Annotated in this window: 19 protein-coding genes and 2 tRNA genes; 8 read left to right on the forward strand and 13 right to left on the reverse strand. The window is 59.7% G+C overall.

Annotated elements, in window-relative coordinates; translation table 11 throughout:
- Positions 1-58 precede the first annotated feature (58 nt).
- The 5 genes from ACOH1Z_RS02725 to clpX form a co-directional block, all read right to left on the reverse strand.
- Entirely contained in the window at positions 59-1,300 is a 1,242-nt protein-coding gene (locus ACOH1Z_RS02725; protein WP_449646955.1) for an ABC transporter substrate-binding protein, read from the reverse strand.
- 54 nt (positions 1,301-1,354) lie between these two features.
- The gene (locus tag ACOH1Z_RS02730) at positions 1,355-2,182 is read right to left on the reverse strand and encodes a carbohydrate ABC transporter permease (protein ID WP_449646956.1); all 828 of its coding nucleotides are present in this window, start codon (positions 2,180-2,182) and stop codon (positions 1,355-1,357) included.
- A complete protein-coding gene (locus tag ACOH1Z_RS02735; protein ID WP_449646957.1) occupies positions 2,175-3,137 on the reverse strand; it encodes a carbohydrate ABC transporter permease in 963 nt (320 codons plus the stop codon). The genes ACOH1Z_RS02730 and ACOH1Z_RS02735 overlap by 8 nt, the downstream gene beginning before the upstream one ends.
- The gene (locus ACOH1Z_RS02740; protein WP_449646958.1) at positions 3,137-4,354 is read right to left on the reverse strand and encodes an ROK family protein; all 1,218 of its coding nucleotides are present in this window, start codon (positions 4,352-4,354) and stop codon (positions 3,137-3,139) included. The genes ACOH1Z_RS02735 and ACOH1Z_RS02740 overlap by 1 nt, the downstream gene beginning before the upstream one ends.
- Before the next feature lie 305 nt (positions 4,355-4,659).
- Positions 4,660-5,937: an ATP-dependent Clp protease ATP-binding subunit ClpX gene (clpX, locus tag ACOH1Z_RS02745; protein ID WP_449646959.1), complete on the reverse strand. Its 1,278-nt coding sequence runs from the start codon at positions 5,935-5,937 to the stop codon at positions 4,660-4,662.
- A gap of 194 nt (positions 5,938-6,131) precedes the next feature.
- Here clpX and ACOH1Z_RS02750 point away from each other — a divergent pair, with 194 nt between their 5' ends.
- Genes ACOH1Z_RS02750 through ACOH1Z_RS02760 form a run of 3 tightly spaced genes read left to right on the forward strand, consistent with a single transcriptional unit; the run spans position 6,132 to position 8,149 of the window.
- Positions 6,132-6,710 carry a hypothetical protein gene (locus tag ACOH1Z_RS02750; RefSeq protein ID WP_449646960.1) on the forward strand — a complete coding sequence of 193 codons (579 nt, stop codon included), beginning with the start codon at positions 6,132-6,134 and terminating at the stop codon, positions 6,708-6,710.
- Between the two features lie 57 nt (positions 6,711-6,767).
- On the forward strand, positions 6,768-7,508 hold the full coding sequence (locus ACOH1Z_RS02755; RefSeq protein ID WP_449646961.1) for a YcnI family copper-binding membrane protein: 741 nt from the start codon (positions 6,768-6,770) through the stop codon (positions 7,506-7,508).
- A gap of 8 nt (positions 7,509-7,516) precedes the next feature.
- A complete protein-coding gene (locus tag ACOH1Z_RS02760) occupies positions 7,517-8,149 on the forward strand; it encodes a copper resistance CopC family protein (RefSeq protein WP_449646962.1) in 633 nt (210 codons plus the stop codon).
- 90 nt (positions 8,150-8,239) lie between these two features.
- Here the strand turns inward: ACOH1Z_RS02760 and ACOH1Z_RS02765 are convergent, their stop codons facing one another.
- Together ACOH1Z_RS02765 and ACOH1Z_RS02770 are read right to left on the reverse strand one after the other, a co-directional pair.
- Positions 8,240-8,914: an ATP-dependent Clp protease proteolytic subunit gene (locus ACOH1Z_RS02765; RefSeq protein WP_449646963.1), complete on the reverse strand. Its 675-nt coding sequence runs from the start codon at positions 8,912-8,914 to the stop codon at positions 8,240-8,242.
- 2 nt (positions 8,915-8,916) lie between these two features.
- Positions 8,917-9,537, reverse strand: coding sequence for an ATP-dependent Clp protease proteolytic subunit (locus tag ACOH1Z_RS02770; protein ID WP_219948205.1), 621 nt, complete (start codon positions 9,535-9,537; stop codon positions 8,917-8,919).
- A gap of 119 nt (positions 9,538-9,656) precedes the next feature.
- On the opposite strand from ACOH1Z_RS02770, the gene ACOH1Z_RS02775 reads away from it, so the two are divergent.
- Positions 9,657-10,145 carry a tetratricopeptide repeat protein gene (locus ACOH1Z_RS02775; protein WP_449646964.1) on the forward strand — a complete coding sequence of 163 codons (489 nt, stop codon included), beginning with the start codon at positions 9,657-9,659 and terminating at the stop codon, positions 10,143-10,145.
- Positions 10,146-10,173: 28 nt separating this feature from the next.
- On the forward strand, positions 10,174-11,130 hold the full coding sequence (locus ACOH1Z_RS02780; RefSeq protein WP_449646965.1) for a nucleoside hydrolase: 957 nt from the start codon (positions 10,174-10,176) through the stop codon (positions 11,128-11,130).
- Between the two features lie 70 nt (positions 11,131-11,200).
- Here the strand turns inward: ACOH1Z_RS02780 and tig are convergent, their stop codons facing one another.
- Together tig and ACOH1Z_RS02790 are read right to left on the reverse strand one after the other, a co-directional pair.
- Positions 11,201-12,532 (reverse strand): trigger factor, encoded by a 1,332-nt coding sequence (gene tig / locus ACOH1Z_RS02785; RefSeq protein WP_449646966.1) that lies wholly within the window; start codon positions 12,530-12,532, stop codon positions 11,201-11,203.
- A 34-nt stretch (positions 12,533-12,566) separates the two neighbouring features.
- Positions 12,567-12,640: transfer RNA gene (locus tag ACOH1Z_RS02790), tRNA-Pro, on the reverse strand.
- A gap of 234 nt (positions 12,641-12,874) precedes the next feature.
- Here ACOH1Z_RS02790 and ACOH1Z_RS02795 point away from each other — a divergent pair.
- Positions 12,875-12,948 (forward strand) — tRNA-Gly (locus tag ACOH1Z_RS02795).
- A gap of 61 nt (positions 12,949-13,009) precedes the next feature.
- On the opposite strand, the gene ACOH1Z_RS02800 is transcribed toward ACOH1Z_RS02795, so the two are convergent.
- Together ACOH1Z_RS02800 and ACOH1Z_RS02805 are read right to left on the reverse strand one after the other, a co-directional pair.
- Positions 13,010-13,903 carry an alpha/beta hydrolase fold domain-containing protein gene (locus tag ACOH1Z_RS02800; protein WP_449646967.1) on the reverse strand — a complete coding sequence of 298 codons (894 nt, stop codon included), beginning with the start codon at positions 13,901-13,903 and terminating at the stop codon, positions 13,010-13,012.
- Between the two features lie 6 nt (positions 13,904-13,909).
- Entirely contained in the window at positions 13,910-14,083 is a 174-nt protein-coding gene (locus tag ACOH1Z_RS02805; RefSeq protein ID WP_449646968.1) for a hypothetical protein, read from the reverse strand.
- A 185-nt stretch (positions 14,084-14,268) separates the two neighbouring features.
- Here ACOH1Z_RS02805 and ACOH1Z_RS02810 point away from each other — a divergent pair, with 185 nt between their 5' ends.
- Positions 14,269-14,454, forward strand: coding sequence for a DUF2510 domain-containing protein (locus ACOH1Z_RS02810; RefSeq protein WP_449646969.1), 186 nt, complete (start codon positions 14,269-14,271; stop codon positions 14,452-14,454).
- A 51-nt stretch (positions 14,455-14,505) separates the two neighbouring features.
- On the forward strand, positions 14,506-19,956 hold the full coding sequence (locus ACOH1Z_RS02815) for an SCO7613 C-terminal domain-containing membrane protein (RefSeq protein WP_449646970.1): 5,451 nt from the start codon (positions 14,506-14,508) through the stop codon (positions 19,954-19,956).
- A gap of 17 nt (positions 19,957-19,973) precedes the next feature.
- On the opposite strand, the gene ACOH1Z_RS02820 is transcribed toward ACOH1Z_RS02815, so the two are convergent.
- Together ACOH1Z_RS02820 and ACOH1Z_RS02825 are read right to left on the reverse strand one after the other, a co-directional pair.
- On the reverse strand, positions 19,974-20,621 hold the full coding sequence (locus ACOH1Z_RS02820) for a response regulator transcription factor (RefSeq protein WP_449646971.1): 648 nt from the start codon (positions 20,619-20,621) through the stop codon (positions 19,974-19,976).
- Between the two features lie 10 nt (positions 20,622-20,631).
- Positions 20,632-22,002, reverse strand: coding sequence for a sensor histidine kinase (locus ACOH1Z_RS02825; RefSeq protein WP_449646972.1), 1,371 nt, complete (start codon positions 22,000-22,002; stop codon positions 20,632-20,634).
- Between the last annotated feature and the right edge of the window lie 20 nt (positions 22,003-22,022).

Consider the following 22,022-nt stretch of genomic DNA (forward strand, 5'->3'; position numbering starts at 1 on the left):
CGGCTGGGAGTGAGGCCCACACTCACGTGAACGGGGTGGGCCTCACTCGAGAGAAGTGCTATCCGATTACTGCGTTGATTCTTTCTTCAGCACTGGCGAGAGCATCAGCCACTGACTTGCGGCCAGCCTGCGCCTCAATCAGTTCCTCGGTGACGATGTCTTGCATCTCCTGCTGGCCATTCTCGACAAGCGGGGTGAGCGCAATCGAGTCAAGCGAGTCGAACACTGCTTGACGGTTGGCCGGAGTGTCCTTGGTCAGGTATACGGCGAGCTGTTCTTCATCGCTCGTGGGAGGCAACTCCCAACCGGTGTCCAAACGCACGTCAATCATCGTCTGTGATGAGGTCAAGAATTCAGCGAAAGCGCTTGCCTCTGCGATGTGATCGGATGCTGCAGAAACACCGACCGCGTTCGAGAACACTGCGCTGGCCTGCTGAGTGTTTCCTGGCTCGACCGCAATGTCCCACGTGAATGGTGCATCAGCCAGCGCCCCGAAGACCCAGATGCCGGAGTGCATCATTCCCAGTTTGCCTTCGAGGAAGAGGTTGGTGTCAAAGTCGGCGGTGCCTTGACCTTCTTCGATGGTTGGCATGACAGTGCCACTCTTTGAGGTGAGCCATTCGGCAGCCTCAATGCCCTCCGGAGTGTTAAACGCGACCGATGTACCGTCATCGCTCAAGAACGATGCGCCATTCTGGTCGAGCACTTTGTAGAACTCATAGAACGACACCGGTTGGTGATCTCCCCAGGTTCCTGTTGCTGAATCGGTGAGCGCCTCTGCCGCTGCCATTTCATCAGTCCAGGTCCAGTCGCTTGTCGGGTAGTCGAGCCCGGCGGCGTCGAACAGATCAGCGTTGTAGTAGAGCACTACGTCGGAGAATGAGCTCGGCAGCCCATAACTCGTGCCATCGACCGAGTAGGCATCGATGAGCGATTCGCGGTAGGAGTCGGGGTTGGTGACTTCGAGTGGGGCGAGCGAACCGCTCGAAGCCAACTGCGGGAAGAAGTCGTAGTTCGTGTCTACGACATCCGCGACGGTGCCGGCGGCGAGGTCGGTTTGCAGGGTCGTGAAGTAGTCGCCGTAGGGCAACGTCGTCACCTCGACCTTGATGTTGGGGTTGTCTGTTTCAAACGCATCAATGATCGTTTGCAGGTTCTCTTCGTTTCCTCCTGATGAGGTGAAGTTTGAATAGGTGATCGTTACCGGGTCGTCGCTGCTCGCGGGTTTCGTGGCGCACGCACTCAGCAGCAGTGCCGAGACGCCGAGGATGCCTCCCGCAGCAAGTAGTGAACGTTTCATGCTAGATATCTCCTTTGATGTCAGGTGATGAATGGATCTCTGGTGTCCCGGGGCCTACTTGATCCCTGAGCTTGCGACGCCCTGAATGATGTATTTCTGGGCGAAAATGTAGAGCGCGAGCATCGGCAGGATGCTCACGACTGAGCCGGCCATCACGACATCCCACGCGGTGGTGTACTGACCTTGTAGTCCGGCGAGTGCGATCGGCAGTGTCTGTAGTTCGGGTGAACGAAGCACAACGAGCGGCCAGAGGAACGCGTTCCAACTGCTCATGAAAGCAAAGACTGTGAGCGTTGCGAGCGCGGGGCGAATGTTCGGAAGGACGATCTGGGTGAACACTCGAAAGTGCCCGGCTCCGTCAAGCGTCGCTGCTTCATCTAGGTCGCGTGGAACCTGGTTGATGGCTTGCCGCAGCAGGAAGATGCCGAAGGCGCTAGCAAACGTCGGCAAGAGCGCTCCTAGGTAGGTGTTCAGCAACCCGAAGGCTTTTAGCTCGGCAAATAGGGGAACGATAAGCACTTGCAGCGGGATCATCATGGTTGCCAGGTAGATAGCGAACACGACGCCGCGCCCACGAAATGGCAATCGACTGAAGGCATAGGCGGCTGTAGCGCTTGTGAACAGTTGCACCACGGTTGTCACAAGGGCGAGCCCGACGCTGTTGGCGATAACTCGCGCAAAGGGTCGCTCGGTAAAGAGCGTTTGGTACGCCTCAAATGAGGGGTTTTCTGGCCAGAGCTGCGGAGCAATCGAAAAACCTGCACCTGGCGTGATGGAGGTGATGAAGGTCCACAAGAACGGGAAGAACATTGCCACAGCGCCCACGATGACAACGACGTGTAATGCAATCGATTTAGGGCGAACGCGCTGTGAATTATGCATAGTGCACCCACCTCTTCTGTCCAATAATTTGAATCACTGTTACGCCGAGAATCACGATGAACAGCAACCATGAGAGGGCGGAGGCTTCGCCTGCGGCCCCGTAGCGGAACGTCAGGTCGTAGATTTGTTGAACCACTACTTGGGTGGATCCACCCGGTCCACCACCGGTCATTGCGTAGACCTGATCAAACACTTGGAAGCCGTTGATGAGGGAGATGACGACGACGAAGAAACTGCTCGGGCTCAGCATGGGGATCGTGACGTTCTTCAGTCGACTCCATGCACCGGCGCCGTCAACTTTTGCTGCGTCGTACAGGTCAGGGTTGATCGACTGAAGACCGGCGAGCAAGATAACCATCACAAATCCAAGGTCTTTCCACGCACTGGCGAGGATGATCGAGATCATTGCCCAGTCGGGATCGGTCCACCAGCCGGGGCCATCAATTCCGAACCATCCCAGGGCCAGGTTGACGACTCCGTTGTTCGGATTGAGTAACCAACGCCACACGATGGCGACGGCGATCCAGCTGGTTACGACGGGCAGAAAGTAGATGCCGCGCCAGAGGGAACGGCCTTTGAGCGCACGGTTCAGTGCGAGTGCTAGTGCGAGCCCGCCAATGTAGACGAGGGGTAAGTAGCCTGCGATGTACTGAATGGTGTGCAGAAAGACTTCGGCGGTGCGCTCGTCGGCAAGCAGCGACTGGTAGTTAGCCCAGCCGATAAATTCCATTGGCGTGATGAGATTCCACTCGGTGAAGCTGATCCACGCTGCAGCAAGCATTGGGCCGAGTACGAAGAGCGCTAGCGGTATGGCGCTGGGCAGGAGAAATGCAAGAACGGTAAGCACGTAGCCAGCGGATGCTCGGGGCCGTCTTCTCCGAAGAGCTGAGCTCCGCAGCCGTATTGCCGGGGAGTCAGGGGTCGGTGTCGCACTCAATACGGTTGGTATTGCCATTAGGCGCGCTCCGGTGGCGATGCCTGCTGGACCAGACGTTGGCGAACCAAGTCTCCTTGTTCCCCGGCGATACCTTCTGCATCGAACGGGGTGGCAAGCACGAGGGTGGCGGCTCCTTGTGCCCAACTGGCATCCTGCCAAGTCTCAACAGCAACGGGAATACCACGACGGGACGGGATAAGTGCCGCACGGAAGGCCGGTTCAAATCCGAAGGACCAGTGGTGCCAGTCAGCGGTGCCTTCTCCGAGGAGGATCACAATCTCAGGGTCAATTACATGCACGAGTCCGGCAATTACGCGCCCCAGCAGGTGGCCAGCTTCGCCGAACACGGCGATCGCTTCAGCGTTCCCCTGATCCGCAGCATCGCGAAGCGCAGTGATTCCCGCGGTGCTTGCGATGACGCCGCGGTCTCTGGCTGTGGCGACCAGGGCAGATTCGGACACGAAAGTTTCGAGGCATCCGGTATTGCCACAGCTGCAGAGTGGGCCGTTGTCGCGAACAGGAACATGTCCTATTTCACCGGCGCCTCCTCCGAAACCGCGGACTATTCCCCCATCGACGACTATTGCTGCACCGACACCGGTTCCGATTGTGACGGCGAGAAAGTTGCGATGACGGCGCCCGAGACCATAGAGCCGTTCAGCCATCGCGAGGGCGTTGACGTTGTTTTCGACCAGAACGGGCATTCCAAGTTCACGCCGAAGAGTGGCGCCGATGGGAACGTTGTTCCACTTCAGCTGGGTAGAGCTGACTACACCTTCAGCCTGCGAGTCAACGGCACCGGGAACTCCGACTCCGATGCCGAGCAGCGGTGCTTCGGAACCTCCGGCAATGAATGCGCGCAGTAGGCCGGCAAGGGTTGTGAGCATGGTGGCTGACGCTGCATCGAATGGTTCGCTCGCCGTGCGCAGCAGTGATCCATCGATTCCCACTTCGACGAAGGCGACGTGATCGGAGGCAACTTTCACACCGACCGCTCGCCCCGCGCTCGACACAAGGCCGAGCATGCGCGCCGGGCGTCCACCTTGCGATGGCTGATGTTCCAACTCACTGAGCAGACCGTCGTTCAGAAGGTCTTTCGTGAGTTGGGTCATCAAAGCCGGTGAGAGGCTCAGCGTTCGTGCGAGCTCTGCTCGAGAGGCCGGGCCGTGTGCACCGAGATGAGCAAGGATTGCTGATCGGTTTACGTCGGTGCGTGCCATCGGTCGAAGCGCCATTGGTTCCCCTTAGTTCAGGACTAAACAAACTATAGAATTAAGTAAAGGAGATTGTCAACGGTTCGAGACCACCGAAACGAAAATAGGGCGCCGTGAGGGTGTCGCAGGCTTATGAGTTGTGCCCTTAACGCTTGGGCACGCCAAGAGAACTCCCAACAGAGCAGGAGGAGCAGCGAGCGGTGCGAAGGAGTACTTACGGGAAGGCTCTCGCCGTCAGGAACCGTGCGCATGCAGCATTATTTAGCGCCGACTGCCCAGCACTCTTCCAGTCGCTACCGGAGAATGAACTCTAGAAAACTTGCGAGTTAGGCTGACTTCTCTTCGCGCATAATCTCGCGCGGGATGATCGTCGGTGCGGCATTCTCGAGTACTGCAGCCTTGGTGACGATAACGCGGCCGACGGTTTCGTCTGACGGCACGTCGAACATAATCGGACCAAGTACTTCTTCAAGAATCGCACGCAGTCCGCGCGCGCCGGTCTGACGAAGCACGGCGAGGTCAGCGATCGACTCTAAGGCGTCATGCTCGAATTCGAGCTCAACTCCGTCAATCTCGAACATGCGCTGGTACTGACGCACGAGCGCGTTCTTCGGCGTCGTAAGGATATCCATGAGAGCGACCTGGTCCAGCTGGGTCACCGTCGTCACGACGGGCAGTCGACCAATGAACTCGGGAATGAGTCCGAACTTATGGAGGTCTTCCGGCAGCACCTCACCGAAGAGGTTGACGTCGTCACCCTTGCTGTGGAGCGGCGCACCGAAGCCGATGCCCTTTTTGCCTGCGCGATTGGAGATGATCTCTTCGAGACCAGCAAAAGCGCCGGCAACGATGAAGAGCACGTTGGTCGTGTCGACCTGAATAAACTCTTGGTGAGGATGCTTGCGGCCACCCTGTGGGGGAACAGAGGCGACAGTGCCTTCCAAAATCTTGAGCAGCGCCTGCTGCACGCCCTCACCCGATACGTCTCGAGTGATGGAGGGGTTTTCTGCCTTACGGGCGATCTTGTCGATCTCGTCGATGTAGATGATGCCGGTTTCAGCACGCTTGACGTCATAGTCTGCGGCCTGAATCAACTTCAGCAGGATGTTTTCAACATCCTCACCGACGTAGCCTGCTTCGGTGAGTGCTGTGGCATCCGCAACGGCGAATGGCACGTTGAGTCGCTTCGCGAGGGTCTGCGCGAGGTAGGTCTTGCCGCAACCAGTTGGGCCAATCAGCAGGATGTTGGATTTCGCAATTTCGACATCATCGATAACCGCATCAGCAGAAGTGATGGTGTTGCGGGCGCGAACGCGCTTGTAGTGGTTATAGACCGCTACAGAGAGAGCGCGCTTGGCGGCCTCTTGGCCGATGACATATTCCTCAAGGAAGGCGTAGATTTCACGGGGCTTGGGCAAGTCGAATTCACTCGACGCCTCTTCGCCGGCTTCAGCCAGGCGTTCTTCAATAATCTCGTTGCACAGATCTACGCACTCGTCGCAGATATAGACGCCGGGACCGGCAATCAACTGCTGAACCTGCTTTTGGCTTTTGCCGCAGAAGGAACACTTGAGCAGGTCCGCGCTTTCCCCAATTCGGGCCATGCCGGTTCCTCTCCTTGAGTAAATACCTTGATTACGAGCCTAACCCGATTTTGGGTCAGTCTCCGTCACCATTACGGGCGGCGTTTCGGCGCGTCGAGGCCCGGCCACTAGCCACCGGGTGACCGACCAAGCGAATCTGGCTCCGGATACGAACTAGGCTTAACGAGTTCGATGCAGCTGAGAGAAGGAGCCCCATGCATACCCGTGCAATGCGCGTGCTTCGTGGAAGTGCGGCAGCCTTCTTCGCCACACTTGCCGCAGCCCTCTCCCATCTCCTAGCTGGCGGGGTTTCCCCGTCGCTGTTCGGAATGGCCGTGTCGCTGGTGATCTCTGTCGCGGTGTGCACATTGCTCGCCGGTCGCACTGTCTCACTTGCACGACTGACCGTGGCGATCGTTGCCAGCCAAGCCATGTACCACGCACTCTTTAGTACGATGCTCGCGCCTGAGGGAATTGCGGGCCATGACATGTCGGCGATGACCGTGAACTTCAGCTCTGTTACTCAGAGCGCCAGTTCGGTCATGTCGCTCTCCCACCTTGGTGCTGCCGTTGTCACGATCGTCATGGTCCGTTACGCCGAGGTCGCTTTCTGGGGTCTTCTGACAACGGCACGGTTGTTCCTGGCACGGCTACTCACACCGGTTGTCGCGATCACAGTGCGAACAGCTCGTGTTCCCCGACCTGAGCAACCACTTCATCTCGCGCGCTTTGCCACCCGTTTTCTCTCAACGATGCGCTATCGCGGCCCACCTGCCGCGACCACAGCGGCTTAGCCCGCACAGCATCCCCTTACTTTTGTCGCATACTTGCGACCCTTCAGAGAGAACGAAATGACTATTTTGACTAAAGCTGCCTTCACAAAATCTGCCCTCGCCCTCGCGGCAGGCGCAACCCTGGCTATTGCGGCCCCGTTCGCTGCGATCGCACACGTATCGATCGAACCCGGGCAAGCCGAAGCTGGCTCGTACGCGCTCATCACCGTTAAGGTGCCGAATGAGTCAGAAACCGAAAAAACTAACCGGGTAGAGCTCAAACTGCCCACCGATACGCCCTTCACGAGTGTGCGCTTTGTTCCGGTTCCCGGTTGGGACGCCGAGCTTGTGCGCAGCGAACTTCCCGAACCCGTCATGGTCGGCGAAAGCGAAATCACCGAAGCTGTGACGTCGATCATTTGGACCGCTCAGGCTGGCTCAGAACTCGGCGACGGCGCGCTCCTACTCCTGCCCGTCTCACTCGGTCCCATCCCCGACGTCGGCAGCGTCGTGCTCACGGCAGACCAGACGTACACCGATGGTTCAGTCGTTAGCTGGAGCGGAACCGGAGAGGGCGCGGAGAAGCCTGCCCCTGTGCTCTACATCAACGACGAGCCGGTTGGCCATCACGATGCTGCTGCCACTGACGAAGACACGCACGGCGGCGATGACAGCCACGATGACGCGGCAGCGAGTGACAACGCTGCGGCTGCAAACAGCAGTGATCCTGTCGCGCGCGGTCTCGGAATTGCTGGACTCGTTGCTGGACTCGCAGCGCTGGTCTTGGCCTTCGCTTTCCGTCGCCCCACCAGCAAGTAGCTCCACAGATGCGTCGAATTACCCGCACCGGCGCTGCGCTTAGCGCGGCCATGATTGCAGCGCTCATGCTGCTCGTGGCCGCGCCCGCGTACGCACATAACTACCTAGTCACGAGCAATCCCGAAGAGGGTGCGATCGTCACTGAGTTGCCTACGGAATTTTCCGTGACCACAAACGACACTCTGCTCGACCTTTCCGGCGATGCTGGCGGCTTCGCCATCCAGATCACTAACGAATCGGGAGAGTACTTCGGTGACGGATGTTTCGCCATCCGTGATGCAACGCTCTCTACCGGAGCCACGCTTGGGGAGGCTGGCGACTATCTAATGCAGTGGCAGGTTGTCTCCGCAGATGGGCACACGATCTCTGGAGAGGTCGGATTCGACTGGAAGCCCGATTCCAGCCAAACAATCTCTAGGGGGCTCACCACTCCCCCAGCGTGCGGTGGCGGAACTCTCGACGAGGCTGCACCGGGACCAGACCAGACACACTCTGAAAACGAGAGTACTGATGCGAGCCCCACGCTCGATGCGTCGACGGTTGTGCTGATTGCTTCCGCGATTACTTTGGTGCTTGTAGCTGGCGTTGCGATCTTCCTCATCTCCGCGAGACGCAAGAAGGCTGACGACTCCGACAATTAACTGACTGAGGCGGTCATCCACAATTCGGATGACCGCCTCAGTGCTGCACAGTCGCTATAGGCCGAAGCCGCTAGCGCTGCGTTGAGTTCGTTAGCTTGTGATCGCCGGCAACGTCTTGCGGCTGGTGAGCACCTGGTCGATAAGACCGTACTCGACAGCGTCAGCGGCGCTCAGAATCTTGTCGCGCTCGATGTCCTTGTTGACCTGTTCGGGCGTACGGTTCGAGTGGTGCGACAGGGTCTCTTCGAGCCACGTACGCATCCGCAGGATCTCGCGAGCCTGGATCTCGATGTCCGAAGCCTGGCTTGCACCTTCTGAACCGCCAGCAGGCTGGTGGATCATGATGCGAGCGTTGGGCAGAGCGAGACGCTTGCCCTTCGTTCCACCAGCAGTGATCACGGCGGCGGCAGATGCTGCCTGACCGAGAACCACAGTCTGGATGTGGGGACGGATGTACTGCATCGTGTCGTAGATAGCCGTCATCGCGGTGAACGAGCCACCGGGCGAGTTAATGTACATCACGATGTCGCGATCAGGGTCTTGGCTCTCGAGAACGAGAAGCTGTGCCATAACGTCGTCAGCGGAAGCATCGTCGATCTGCACACCCAAGAAGATGATGCGATCTTCGAACAGCTTCGCGTACGGGTCTTGACGCTTGTAGCCATAGGCTGTGCGCTCTTCGAACGTCGGCAGAATGTAGCGAGCATCGACATCCGGACGACCAATGCCGGCGGGCGCGTGTGCTCCGAGGTTGAAATTCGTCATTGCTAGTCCTTCTTGCTGGTGGCGTCGTTGTCGGATGCGCCCTCTTCGGTTCCGCCGCCGCCTACGACGTCGGACGCGAACTCGCGCAGGTGGTCAACAAAGCCATATTCGAGCGCTTCACGAGCCGTGAACCAGTTGTCGCGGTCGTTGTCGATGAGCACTTGCTCGACGCTCTTGCCGGTCTGCTCTGCAGTGAGCTCAGCCATGCGCTTCTTCATATCGAGGATGACGCCAGCCTGAGTTTGAATGTCAGCAGAGGTTCCGCCGAATCCGCCCGACGGCTGGTGCAAGAGAACACGAGCGTTCGGGGTGATGTAGCGCTTGCCCTTGGTGCCGGATGAGAGCAGGAACTGCCCCATCGACGCGGCAAGGCCGATGCCGACGGTAACGATGTCGTTCGGTACGAACTTCATCGTGTCGTAGATTGCCATTCCCGCGGTGATAGATCCACCGGGTGAGTTGACGTAGAGGTAGATGTCGCGCTTGGGGTCCTCTGCCGCGAGCAGCAAGATCTTTGCACAGATCTCGTTCGCGTTTGAGTCCCGCACCTCTGAGCCAAGCCAGATGATGCGATCTTTGAGGAGTTGGTCAAAAACACTTGAGACCAATGCCGGTTGGGCCATTGTTGCGCTCCGTTTCAGTAATCGCTTGATACGAATGTATCCGAGTACGCGTCCCGATTCTGGCTTGTTCGCCCTAGGCAAAGTACCGCGTCGTTCAGCGGTGCTTGTAGGCTCACAAAATGCATGACAACTGGCGCGACCGAGTCGCAGATATCTGGTCCAACGCGGAGTCCATGGCAGAAGGCGATGTTGTCATCGCTATCGATGAGCTTGTCGCCGAACGCGATGGTGACGATGCCGAGGCTTTGTTCGAGGCCGCAGGCGCTCGCGACTATGCCGGCCTCGAAGCTGAAGCCGAACCGCTCTATCGTCGAGCGCTCGAAAACGGGCTGGATGTCGCGCTACGGCCACGCGCAATCATTCAGTTGGCGAGCACGCTGCGCAATCTCGGTCGCATCGATGAGGCGATAGCGATGCTTGAGCAGCAATTGCACGAGCATCCCGATGATGAGTGGACGGGGCCTTCTGCTGCCTTTCTCGCTCTCGCGTTGACCAGTCGCGGAGAGGCAACTCATGCGGCTGCGGTTGCCCTGATGGCGTTGGCTGACTATCTGCCGATTTACTCGCGCTCGGTGCGTGGCTACGCGGCCGAACTTGTCGCTGATTAAGCAGCTCCGCCGCGGTTAGCATTGCGTCATGCAGCAAATGATTCTCGACGTTGATACTGGCATTGACGATGCCCTTGCCCTGATGGTCGCTGTGCGGCATCCCGACGTTAATCTGCGTGCGGTCACGTGTGTCGCAGGCAACGCCAGCCTTGAACAGGTCGTCAAGAACACGCTTGCGGTACTGGATGCTGCGGGCGCCGGCGATGTTCCGGTCGCTGCGGGTGCCAGTCGCCCGCTGCTCGCCGAGGCTAACCATGCCGCTCATGTGCATGGCACAGACGGCCTTGGCGACCTGAACCTCGCGCCTTCACCACGCAGCACTGTGCCGCTGCATGCTGTTGAACTCTTGCGCCGCGAAATTCTTGCCAGCCCTACCCCGGTGACTGTGGTTCCGTTGGCACCGATGACCAACATTGCCCTCTTGGTGCGTATGTATCCCGAAGTTTTGGCCAACGTTGAACGAATCGTGTTCATGGGTGGTTCGGCCTCCGTTGGCAACGCGACAGCTGTTGCCGAGTTCAACACGTGGCACGATCCAGAGGCCGCCGAAATCGTGTTGAGTTCTGGCGTTCCCATCACTATGTATGGTCTCGATGTGTTCTACTCGGTGACGATTTCCCCCACAGATATCGCGGACCTTGCAGCGGCATCCGAACCAGGCGCGCAGTTAGCAGGTCGCTTGCTCCAGCACATAGTCACCGTGAAGGGTGGCGAGGTGCGAGTTGTTGGCGAAGGCCATGGAGACATCGGAGACGCGGGTGCGGTGTGCGCCGCGATCGATCCGGATGGTCTGAGCACCACGAATTTGCCTGTTCGAGTTAGTCTCGGCGATCCGCTTACTCGGGGGCAGACCGTTGTTGACCATAGAACTGCCGGTCATGAACAGTCGGGCGCTGGCGATCCGCTATTCCGCCGGATCGATGTGGCTCTCGGAGTCGACGGTGCACGCTACTCGCGGCTGTTCCTCGACACCATCACTGGTTGATCGCACACTGCTCGTTAACGAACTCGTGGCCAGCTAGATAACTAGCTGGCCACGAGTATGAAGCTGTGTTTTAGGACTCGTCTGCTGCTTCTTCTACTGCAGCGTCATCCTCGACAACGTCAGCGTTTGCGATGGCGGTGAATGCCGACACGTCTACTGTCTTGCCCTTGGTGTCAACAACCTTTGCCTTGCTGAGCACGACCGCGAGGGCCTTGCTGCGAGCAACTTCGGCAACCATTGCGGGGATCTGGCCGTTCTTGTCCAGAACCTGGATGAACTCGCCCGGCTCCATGCCGTACTGCTGAGCACCCTGCACGAGGTACGAGGTGAGCTCTTCTTGGCTGACCTTGATCTCTTCCTTCTCAACGATGGAGTCGAGGAGGATCTGTGAACGGAAAGTCTTCTCGCTAGCGATTACGACCTCAGCGCGGTGCTCGTCGTCTTCGAGGCGATTTTCGTTCTCGAGGTGACGGTGAACTTCGTCTTCAACGAGCTTCTCGGGAACGGGGATGTCAAGAGTCTTGAGCAGTTCGTCAACGATCTGGTCGCGAGCTGCTGCACCCTGGCCGAAGGCCTTCGAGCGCTTGACCTGCTCCTTGAGGTCAGCCTTGAGTTCCTTGATGGTGTCGAACTCACTGGCCATCTGGGCGAAGTCGTCGTCTGCCTCAGGAAGCTCGCGCTCCTTGACGGTCAGCAGTGAAAGGCTGATTACTGCTGTCTCGCCCTCGTTGTCTCCACCGAGAAGAACTGACTCAAAGGTGGTCGATTCGCCGGCGCTGAGCGAGTCGAGCGCCTCATCGATGCCCTCGATCAGTTCGCCAGAGCCAAGCTCGTACGAAATGCTCGATGCGGAGTCGACCTCGGTGTCGCCAATCTTGGCTACGAGGTCGAGCTGAGCGAAGTCGCCCTTCTTTGCGGGGCGATCAACGGTAACGAGGGTTCCGAAGCGAGCACGCAAGGTGTCGAGTTCGTCTTTCACGTCATCCGCGGATGCTTCGACAGCGTCAACCGTGAGGGTGAGCTTGTCGTAGTCAGGAAGATCGAATTCGGGGCGAACGTCAACCTCGATAGCGAGAACAAGTTCTCCGCTGAAGTCCTTGACCTCTGGCCACGTGACAATGTCTGCCTCGGGGCGACCAAGAACGCGAATCTCTTCTTCGGTTACGGCCTGGCGGTAGAAACCGTCAAGGCTGTCGCTCACTGCGTGGTTGAGGATCTCTTCACGGCCGACGCGCTGGTCAACGAGCTGCGGTGGAACCTTGCCTTTGCGGAAACCGGGAATGTTGACCTGCGATGCGATGTGGCTGTACGCGTGGTCAATGCTCGGCTTGAGTTCTTCTGGGGTGACCGAAATGTTGAGCTTGACGCGGGTCGGGCTCAACTTCTCAACGGTTGTCTTCACGTTGTGGACTCCTGTAATTCGTTGTGTGTATTCGTCGGGGCGACAGGATTCGAACCTGCGACCTCTCGGTCCCAAACCGAGCGCTCTACCAAGCTGAGCTACGCCCCGGGCGCCGTACATAGATCTGACCGCGACGCAGAAAATCGCGCCGGTACTCAATTGGCCTCGGCAAGTCTAGCCTGAGCGAGAACAGAATGTTGACGAGATCTGCAGATCAGCAGTTCTCCCCCAGCTGTTGCCAGTAAATAGGCGGCGAAATTCAGTTATGCCGGTCTCGACTTCGTTCTTCGCCAGGTTTCAGGTACAGTATTCCTCGGCGCACAGCACGATCGGGTGCCAAGTGGGGATGTAGCTTAATGGTAAAGCCTCAGTCTTCCAAACTGATGACCGGAGTTCGATTCTCCGTATCCCCTCCACTACTAAAGGCCGCCTCGTTTGAGGCGGCCTTTAGTCGTTAACGCGGTTCTGTGAGGCTGCTCAGCGAATAGCTGTCGCTGCGACTGCCCGAGCTTGTGCCCCTTCAGGGATGGGCAGGATCGGATAGTTGTGGATCATTCCCTCCCCCACATGGAAGTCGATCTGAATGCCCTGTTCGGTTGCTTGTTCGAGCAGTCGAAGTGCATCGGCGTGCACGATGTCTCGCGTTCCGGTGAACACGGTTATCGGACCGAGGCCCGCTAGCTCGCCATGGATCGGGCTTACGCGCCAGTCAGATTCCGGCAATTCTGCGCGATACAGTGCTCCCGCTGCCTTAGTTCCCGGCACAGCCAGCCAGGGATCACTTGGCGCGATCTCCGCCAGTTTGGGGTCAGTCCCACTGATGTCGAGCCACGGCGCCGACAGGACGATCGCCCGCAACGGTTCGTGTTTGCGGTCGCGAAGTTCCATCGCCACCGCGAGCGCCATTCCACCTCCGGATGAATCACCAATCACACTGACATTGCTGGCACCCACCTCGGCGATCAGCGACTGCGCCAAGTTGGCAACTTTGTCGACAACGACGGATGCCTGCCCGGCTGGGGCAAGCGGCATGATCGGAACACTGATGGTTACGCCGGTTTCGCGAACGAGTTTGGCAACAAATCGCCAGTGCAGTGGATCAATCTCGAAGACGTAGCAACCGCCGTGAAGAAAGAGTGCCTTGGCTGGGCTAGCGCCGGCGCGGGCGGAGACGTCGAATACTGTCCATCCGTCAACAACGCGAGAAGTGACATCCACGTGACGGGAGATGGATGCTGGCGGTGTGGCCTGTGCGGGGTGCAGTCGAAGCTGCTCAACCCTGTTGAGAGTTTTTTGCGGATCACTAAACATGCGCTTTGACCCGCGGAGGGTCAACGCAAGAGGGGCGAGCCGACTCAGAAAGCTCGCCACGGTCAACTAGCTATCGATGCGCTTCATGATGTGAATCGGCACGAATACTCCGAGGCACGTGATGAGGAGTCCGCCCATGAAGACGACCGACTCGAGGCCCTCTACATAAAAAGCTTCGCCCATCATGTAAATTCCACCGACAAAGAGCGCCAAAGAGATTACAAAACCGAAGATGTTCACGCGACTATCTTACCCACGGTCAGAGGGGTCGCGTTTAGCCGCGCGCGGCAACCAACTGACCCCTTGTCAGGATTCGAGCGTGCCCCCTATACTGGGGATAGCCGTTCCCCGAACTGATCCCCCGCGGCTGGATCGCACGCCGCACCCGTATCGCCCACCGCGGCAGGGCACCTTGGACTCCCCCGATGTCTAACACCGCTACTCAACTTCCCCCCTTCGGTTGGTACCCGGATCCCGCTGGCAGCCACATGCTGCGCTGGTGGGATGGTCAAGCGTGGACTAACCGCCTCGAAAAGCCTCGCCCAGAAATCCAGATAGCGAATGGCTTCTCGCAGCAGCAGTCCACACTTTCGCGTCTAATCGCTTCTTAAGGATTATTCAACGCTACTCTGAGGGTTCCTCCCGAAAGGAACTCCGAGTAAATGGTTGGTGCACCGCGTTCCTTTATTGAGCATGTCGGCCACGTACTTTTTCCCCGTGGCCCCAAAGACCTCATTGACAGTTCACGCTGCCCTGCCTGCTTTGTAGCACTTCCGAACAACCTGGTGTGTGTGAGTTGCGGGCTCGACATGAACCACCCCGACGCCGCTCGCCTACGGGACGAGTCGCTCAACGTCGTTGCACTCATGGATGCGCGGCTTGAACTGATCGGAAAGATCCGGTTCGAGACAGCCGCCGAACGCACGCGAATTCGCGATGAGCTCCGTCTTGCCGAACGAGCCGCGCTCGAAGCAGCCGCAGCTCAACGCGCGGCTCGCTCAACAGCCGCACTGGCACCCCCCACTCACACTGTTGCCGCCGAGGCTCCCCCGACGCCACTTGCAGCACCGGTGTATCCGCAGCCGACATCGGCGCCAGATGTTGCTGCAGCTGCTTCGGCTGCTGCTGCAGCCACCTCATCTCTTGCGAGCCCTCTCGAGCCTGCGCCTCGCCTGACCGAATACACAGCGTCCGGCGTAAATGAAGCACCCACCGCTCGCTCACATACGGGCATCCAGGTCATCCTGCTGATCGTCGGAGTGTCACTACTGTCGGTCGGCGCAATCTTCTTCCTCATCTACGCTTTCATTAGCTTCGGACTCATCTGGCGGTCAGCGATCATCGCGACCATCACTATCGCGAGCATCGTCGGCGCAACGATGGTGAAAAAACGTGGGCTCTCCGCGACAGCAGAAGCACTCTCAGCACTGGCCGTCGTGCTTGTTGTGCTCGATATCTATGCAGTGCGCGCCAACGAGCTACTAGTCGTCGGCGACTCCGCTGGTCGCGTGTACTGGGGAGCCGCCCTGATTGTGGCCTCGCTGGGGTTCATGTTCTGGCACCGGGCGAGCAAACTCACCCTCGTCAACGTGCTTGGCTTCGCCGCGTTCCCTCCCGCCGCCGCACTCCTCATCGCTGGGCTCGCCAATGGAGACTCCCCGAACACTCTCGTGTTGATTCCGATGGTGGCCTTCTCCGCCGCGACGCTCATCTACCTGACCGCCGCCCACGGCAACTACCGTGGGGTAGCCGAGCGAGTGATCATGATCGTTTACGCGTTCGTGTCACTCTCGATCGGATTCCTCAGCGCGCTCGCCTCCCTCTATTTCCCGCTCCGATTGTCAGACGACGACTCGACCGCAGGCTGGCTCCTCCTGTTGGGCGCCGTCGCGGCAGCCCACAGTGTTGCCGCACAGCGGGCAGGTTTCGGCACGATCATCCGTAATAGCTTTGCCGTGATCTCTGGGATAACCGTGGCAACTGCGGTGTGGAATCTCATCGAAACTGATGCCCCTATCGGCGCATTCGCCGTCGTCGCAACCCTGACCGCCCTAGCTGTACTCAGCGAAGGCAGCGGACGATACTTCGGCGCTGCGAGCCGCAACACGACCCATTGGGCGTCGCTCGGAGTCTGGGCGATCACCGCAATCGCTCTCATCTCGCCCCTCGCGAGCTCACTCGCTATTGCCATGCAGTACGTTACTCAGTCGTCGCTGCGCCGCATCACACCGGCGAGCGCGCCGTTCGACGTCAGCGACAACGGCTGGCCCCAACTCGCGATTCTCAGCGTTCCCGTCATCATGACGCTCGCGTGGTGGGCTACAGGACAACTTCGCGCACGGCTCCCCCTAGTGCTCGCGAGCGCCGGTGCTGCGCTCGCCCTCGCTGCGCCGCTGGCCGGAACGCTGTTGCCGGTCATTGCGGTCTGGCTCGCGCTGGCGGCACTCGCTGTGGTCGCAATTGGCATCAGCCAGCGCCGCCGCCCTGGGCTACGCACCAGCACGGTCATCCTCATCATTGGCGGCTCCCTTCCTCTGGTGCTCGCCTATGTCTCAGGATGGTCGAGCTACGGCACGTGGCTACTCGCCAGCATGGGCACCGCCGCAATTCTCTTCGCCGCCCGCTACCTCGTCACCGCCGTTGCCGTTCGCGCCACGATGCTCGGCACGGCGATGCTCGCGCTTCTTCTCGCAGCCGCTGGCTTCGGCGAACAACTGCAATTCGCTCTCACCGCCACGAGCCCCAACCCTCTCGAATCATGGCTGACCGTCTCCGTTCTTGCCGTGATCATCAGTGCCCGATCGCTCTGGCCCCGCACGCGCGAAGTAACCGACCTCGAACGACGAGTTTTGTGGTGGATGGGATTCGTCAGCACAGCACTGGCAGGCAGCATTCTCTGGACCTCGACAGTCGACGGGGCCCCATTCCCCGACGCACCGCTCGCTCTCAGCCTGAACATCATCAGTGTGGTCGTCGCCGTGCTCTTGGTCACCATACTCAGCATCACCATGCTGAGGAGCACCACATTCAGCAACACAGTTTCTACCAGCACAGCGTCTACCGGCACGGGTGTGACGAGCCCGACGCAGACGCGCACTGCCGAAAGACTCGTCGCTGCTGCCGCCCTCGCTCCCGCTCTGGTGTGGGCTCTCGATAGTGCGAGCCGCACCGCCGGTCTCGGCGCCATAGCGATCGAGCTGGCTCCGGCCACGGCATCCGTTCTCGTCGGCGCTCTGAGCATGACTCTTCGCGTGCGCCAACACCACACGCTCGTTCGGCGCATTGGAGAGCTCAGCGCGCTAACGGTTGCGGCAATCACCACGGCAAGCACAATTCTTCAACCCCACGAAACGCACTGGCTAATCGCCCTGCTCGTCTCGATCACGCTTCTGCTGGCGTCGATCTCCGCCGACGGAATCTTTGGCTCACATTCGCCGCGTCGCTTCGTCATCTGGGGCGCAGTTGCGTTCTCCACTTGGGCGCTCTGGTTGCGCCTCGACCAGTCCCGGGTTGAGGCCCTCGAAGCCTACGTACTCCCGCTTGCCGCAATCGTGTTGGCTATCTCGATCTTCACTGCCCGCGCAGAGTTACGGGAATCCTCCCTGCGCTCGGCACCCTTCATCGCACTCGCCGGCCTCCTCATTGCCGTAGTTCCGCTCGCGCTCAACGCAGCAAGCGGCTCGGGAACAAGTACGCTCATCATCTCCGCACTCTGTGGGGCACTCCTGCTCGCGGCCGCCTTCATCGCACCACGCCCGTCACTGCTCAGCTTCTGGGGCATCAGCGTTGTAGCCGCCGCCACCGGACTCATCACCGCCACAGCAGCCCGCACCCTCTACTCGTTCACTGCCGCACCAAGTGCTCAGCCCAACGCCGAGTTCATGCTCATCGGCGCCGTGACGCTTCTGACCGTTGCCAGTTTCGGGCTCGCCTACACAGACTTCGCGCGCGTTTCGCACTCAACTCTGTGGCAGAAGTCGAGCCCCGCACTACTGGGCGCCGCCGTCGTACTGCTCTATGCGGTCGAAGGCATCATCGCGATCGACTTGAACGGTTCGTCGACACCGCTCAGCAGCATCCGCATCGTTGCCTTGGTGACTCTCGGCGCTGCGCTCCTCGTCACCAACGCTCGGTTCGCGAAGCCGCCACTCACCCGCACCGTTGCCTACGTGGCGTTCACCTTCGCTGTGCTCGTAGCGCTCGGCACCTACGTCGTCAGCGCAACGCTCTACCTCGAATTCTGGCTCATCGCCGCAATTCTTGGCTTCGGGATGATCGCCCGAGCGCTCATGATGCGCTCACGTGAGAACGCCATGCTCGAACCCCGCACGCTGTGGTGGGCCGGATTCAGTGTCACGGCTCTGGCGGCAGCATCCCTCTGGAGTGCCAACCTTGGGGGCACGGCCTTTGCAAGTGGAGCCGGGTCACCCGCTCCGTTCATGCTCGATCTGTCCATCGTCAACGTCGTTGGCGCCGTTCTCGTACTCACCGCACTGAGCTTCACTATCTTTGGACGCGGCGCGAGCACCTCCGTTCCCGAAGCAATTGCTGCAGCTGCCGCCCTCGCCCCCGCCACGGCCTGGTTGCTCGACAGCGCAAGCAGAATGATCGAACTCCCCACGGTCGCCATCGAACTCGCCCCCGCCACAGCATCCGTGCTCGTCGGCGCTTTCAGCATGATTCTGCGCCTGCGCGACCACGACGCTCCCGTTCGACGAGCCAGCGAGATTAGCGCGCTGGCTGTTGCCGCAATCACCACAGTGAGCGCAATTCTTGAACCACAGCACACGCCATGGTTGATCGCGCTGCTCGTGTCTGTAACGGTGCTCCTCAGCTCAATCTCGCGTGACGGAGTCTTCGGATCGGCATCATTGCGCCGCCACGCTATATGGGGTGCTGTCGCGTTCGGCACTTGGGCGCTCTGGTTGCGCCTCGATCAGTCCCGCGTCGAAGCGCTCGAAGCCTATGTGCTTCCCCTCGCCGCCATCGTCATCGCACTCTCGATCTTCATCGCGCGCGCAGAACTGCGGCAAGCACGGCTAGCCTCGGCTCCGGCGATTACTCTCGCCGGACTCCTCATCGCGATACTGCCACTCGCACTGAATGCTGCCAGCGGTGACGGACTCCGCACCCTCGTCATTGCTGGGCTCTGCGGGGCACTGCTCCTGACCGCCGCCTTCGTGGAACCGCGCAGCGACCTTATCGACTTCTGGGGCGTTGCGATCATCGCCTCCGCGATTGGGCTTGTCGTCACCACCGCTTCGCGCGCCATCATGATGATCGCCGACAGTCGAGGAATGGTGCCCGAACTCGACGCTGGACTGCTCGCCACGGCCGGAGTGCTTGCCCTTGCCAGCTTCGGTGCTGCCGCCAGCGGATTCTCGCACGACGATAACCGCCCCCGCTGGGCCATGCTCAGCGAAGTGCTACTCGGTAGCGCGCTCGTGTTGCTCTACGCGATAGAGACGCTTGCGCTCGTTGAGGCAGTTCAGCGCGACCAGCCAATCGACACCATCCGAATCATCGTTCTCGTAGCCCTCGGCGGCGCACTGCTCGTGCTCGCTGCACGCCCGTCGACGCGACCACTCACCCACCGAATGAGCTACCTAGGGTTCGCCCTTGCCAGCATTGTCGGAGCTATCGCCTACTTCGGCGATCTCGTGCAGCCACTGGAATGGGTCACCGTGCTCATCGGCGTTGCCCTCCTCACCCACGGAGGCCTTCGAATGGTGAGCGACCCGGATGCTCGAAGCATGCGTTGGCTCAGTGCTGGGCTCCTCATCCTGCTGGCACCAAGCCTCATCGCAACGTTCATCGACACTGCCAGCGATGGCACTCAGTGGCGCATCGTCGCCCTCGGAATCGTCGCGGTAGCGATCATCGTTGTTGGGGCATGGCTCAAGCTCAAAGCACCACTCGTTATCGCCACGATTGTCGTACTCATCCACGCATCGCACACGTTCGCTCCCGCGCTGATCAGCTTCTACCAGCTGACCTCGTGGTGGCTCTGGGCAGTTATCGGCGGCGCGATCGTGTTGTTCTTGGGCATCACACTTGAGCGACGCATCCGCGATCTCACAACCCTCAACACCAAATTCAGCGCGCTGCGCTAGGGCTAATTCGAGCGAGCTTAGCGCTGCAACCAGGTGAGAACAGCGAGCACGCGTCGATGATCGCTGCCGGAATCTTCCAAATTAAGCTTCTGAAAAATCGATGTGACGTTCTTCTCCACAGCGCCAACTCCGATCACCAGTTTCTGGGCAATGGCGGCGTTGGTGCGCCCCTCTGCCACCAGAGTCATCACTTCGTGCTCACGCGGCGTGAGGGTCATCAACGGATCCTGACGGCGACCGACCAACTGCGCGACAACCTCAGGGTCAAGCACCGTACTGCCGGCAGAAATGCGCTCAACAGCATCCCGAAGCTGATCAAGCGAAGCCACACGATCTTTCAGTAGATAGCCGACACCGCCACGGCCAGAAGAGAGCAGTTCTTGGGCGTAAACAACCTCGACATACTGCGACAGCAACAGGATGCCGATCTGCGGTCGCAATTCGCGCAAATGAATCGCCGCCCGCACTCCCTCGTCGCGAAACGTCGGCGGCATTCGCACATCGAGCACGACCAGATCGGGCTCGCAGCTATCGAGATTGGTGAGCAGTTCATCCGCGTCACCAAAAGCGCCGACAACATCGAACCCTGCTTCGACGAGCACACGCACGAGCCCCTCACGCAGCAGCACCGAGTCGTCGGCAACAGCAACACGTAAAGGGCTCATGCGCTCAAGACTAGAGGGCAACGGGAGCCTGTTCTGCACTCTGCTTCGGTAACGGTAGTCGCGCCGTCACCGAGGTAGGCCCGCCTTCAGGGCTTTCGATTTCGAAGCTTCCACCGACGCCGCGAACGCGTTCCGCGATTCCGGCCAAGCCGTGCTCGGCGGTGATAGCGGCGCCGCCCTGACCGTCATCGGTGACCTTCACTAGTAGCCACGAACGGTCGTCGGCCAGCTCAGTGCTCAAGTGCACCTCGGCGTGGCTGGCCTGAGCATGTTTCGCGACATTCGTCAGCAACTCAGCAACCACGAAGTACGACGCTCGTTCGATCTCACCGGGCAAGATGAGTGGGGCCGGAAGCTCTGAAGTGAGCGAGGCCGGCACGACGGAGCGTGTGGCCACCGATTCGAGGGCAGCGACAAGGCCTCGATCGAGCAAGAGCGGCGGTGCGAAACCGCGAGAAAGTGCCCGCAATTCTTCGAGGGCCTCGGAAGACTGCGCTTGGGCTTCCGTCAACAGCTGACGAGCTTTTTCTGGGTCGGTGTCGAGTTGGCGTTCCGCCGCGGCAAGATCCATTTGCAGTCGTACGAGTCGCTGTTGTGGGCCGTCGTGGATGTCGCGCTCTAGGCGACGAAGAGAGTGACCTTCTGCTGAGAGCGCTGCCCCGCGCGACTCTTCGAGGGACTGCACTTCACGTCGTAGCCCGTCCGACCGGAAGGCGGTGAGGGTTCCACGGGCAAGCCACCACTGGGTCAGGACGAGACCGCGTGTGACGAAGGGCAGCGTCGCGATGAAGATGAGTCCGACGGCGAAGGCGACGATGTTGTCGGCGATTTCAAGGTTCCAGCCGGTGGTGTTCACGCCGAGGAGTCCGAAGAACCATTCTCCGAGCGACCAGTCGGAGTTTTCCCCATCGACTTGACTGCGAATGAACCAGGACGAGAGCCCGGTCAGCCCGACAACAACCCACACGAATGAGATTGTCCAGGTGATGAGGGTGAGAACGAAGCCCAAGATGGTGGTGTGCAGCAGGTACAGCCAGTAGTGCGGGTTGCCGAGCGTTGCGCTCAACCACCCGCCGAATCCGGTGGCGGCACGGTCGTCTTGCCAGTCGGGGCGTTCAAGTTTCTGGCGCCCAGCCCACTCCAGAAGGTTGACGTGTACGAGCCCGAAGCCGCGACCGACGTACAGCGCGAGGATCATCACGAAGAAACCAATGAGGAAGATAGCAAGGGTGCCGATGCCGGTGGCGACGAGAGAGATGGCCACACCAAACCCGGTCATCGCGATCGGAAAGCCCAGCATCAGGTACAGCACCTCTTTTGGCGTGCTGCGCCACAGCTGCCAGTACGGGTTGCGGGGTTTTACTGCTGTCTGTGTCGTCATTGGTCTCTCGCTTTAGTCTC

Source organism: Rhodoglobus sp. (assembly GCF_053580035.1).

Excerpts from the sequence above, each read along its gene's own strand:
- ACOH1Z_RS02725 (WP_449646955.1), bottom strand. The coding sequence starts at position 1,300 with ATGAAACGTTCACTACTTGCTGCGGGAGGCATCCTCGGCGTCTCGGCA.
- ACOH1Z_RS02730 (WP_449646956.1), bottom strand. The coding sequence starts at position 2,182 with ATGCATAATTCACAGCGCGTTCGCCCTAAATCGATTGCATTACACGTC.
- ACOH1Z_RS02735 (WP_449646957.1), bottom strand. The coding sequence starts at position 3,137 with ATGGCAATACCAACCGTATTGAGTGCGACACCGACCCCTGACTCCCCG.
- ACOH1Z_RS02740 (WP_449646958.1), bottom strand. The coding sequence starts at position 4,354 with ATGGCGCTTCGACCGATGGCACGCACCGACGTAAACCGATCAGCAATC.
- clpX (WP_449646959.1), bottom strand. The coding sequence starts at position 5,937 with ATGGCCCGAATTGGGGAAAGCGCGGACCTGCTCAAGTGTTCCTTCTGC.
- ACOH1Z_RS02750 (WP_449646960.1), top strand. The coding sequence starts at position 6,132 with ATGCATACCCGTGCAATGCGCGTGCTTCGTGGAAGTGCGGCAGCCTTC.
- ACOH1Z_RS02755 (WP_449646961.1), top strand. The coding sequence starts at position 6,768 with ATGACTATTTTGACTAAAGCTGCCTTCACAAAATCTGCCCTCGCCCTC.
- ACOH1Z_RS02760 (WP_449646962.1), top strand. The coding sequence starts at position 7,517 with ATGCGTCGAATTACCCGCACCGGCGCTGCGCTTAGCGCGGCCATGATT.
- ACOH1Z_RS02765 (WP_449646963.1), bottom strand. The coding sequence starts at position 8,914 with ATGACGAATTTCAACCTCGGAGCACACGCGCCCGCCGGCATTGGTCGT.
- ACOH1Z_RS02770 (WP_219948205.1), bottom strand. The coding sequence starts at position 9,537 with ATGGCCCAACCGGCATTGGTCTCAAGTGTTTTTGACCAACTCCTCAAA.
- ACOH1Z_RS02775 (WP_449646964.1), top strand. The coding sequence starts at position 9,657 with ATGCATGACAACTGGCGCGACCGAGTCGCAGATATCTGGTCCAACGCG.
- ACOH1Z_RS02780 (WP_449646965.1), top strand. The coding sequence starts at position 10,174 with ATGCAGCAAATGATTCTCGACGTTGATACTGGCATTGACGATGCCCTT.
- ACOH1Z_RS02810 (WP_449646969.1), top strand. The coding sequence starts at position 14,269 with ATGTCTAACACCGCTACTCAACTTCCCCCCTTCGGTTGGTACCCGGAT.
- ACOH1Z_RS02815 (WP_449646970.1), top strand. The coding sequence starts at position 14,506 with ATGGTTGGTGCACCGCGTTCCTTTATTGAGCATGTCGGCCACGTACTT.
- ACOH1Z_RS02820 (WP_449646971.1), bottom strand. The coding sequence starts at position 20,621 with ATGAGCCCTTTACGTGTTGCTGTTGCCGACGACTCGGTGCTGCTGCGT.
- ACOH1Z_RS02825 (WP_449646972.1), bottom strand. The coding sequence starts at position 22,002 with ATGACGACACAGACAGCAGTAAAACCCCGCAACCCGTACTGGCAGCTG.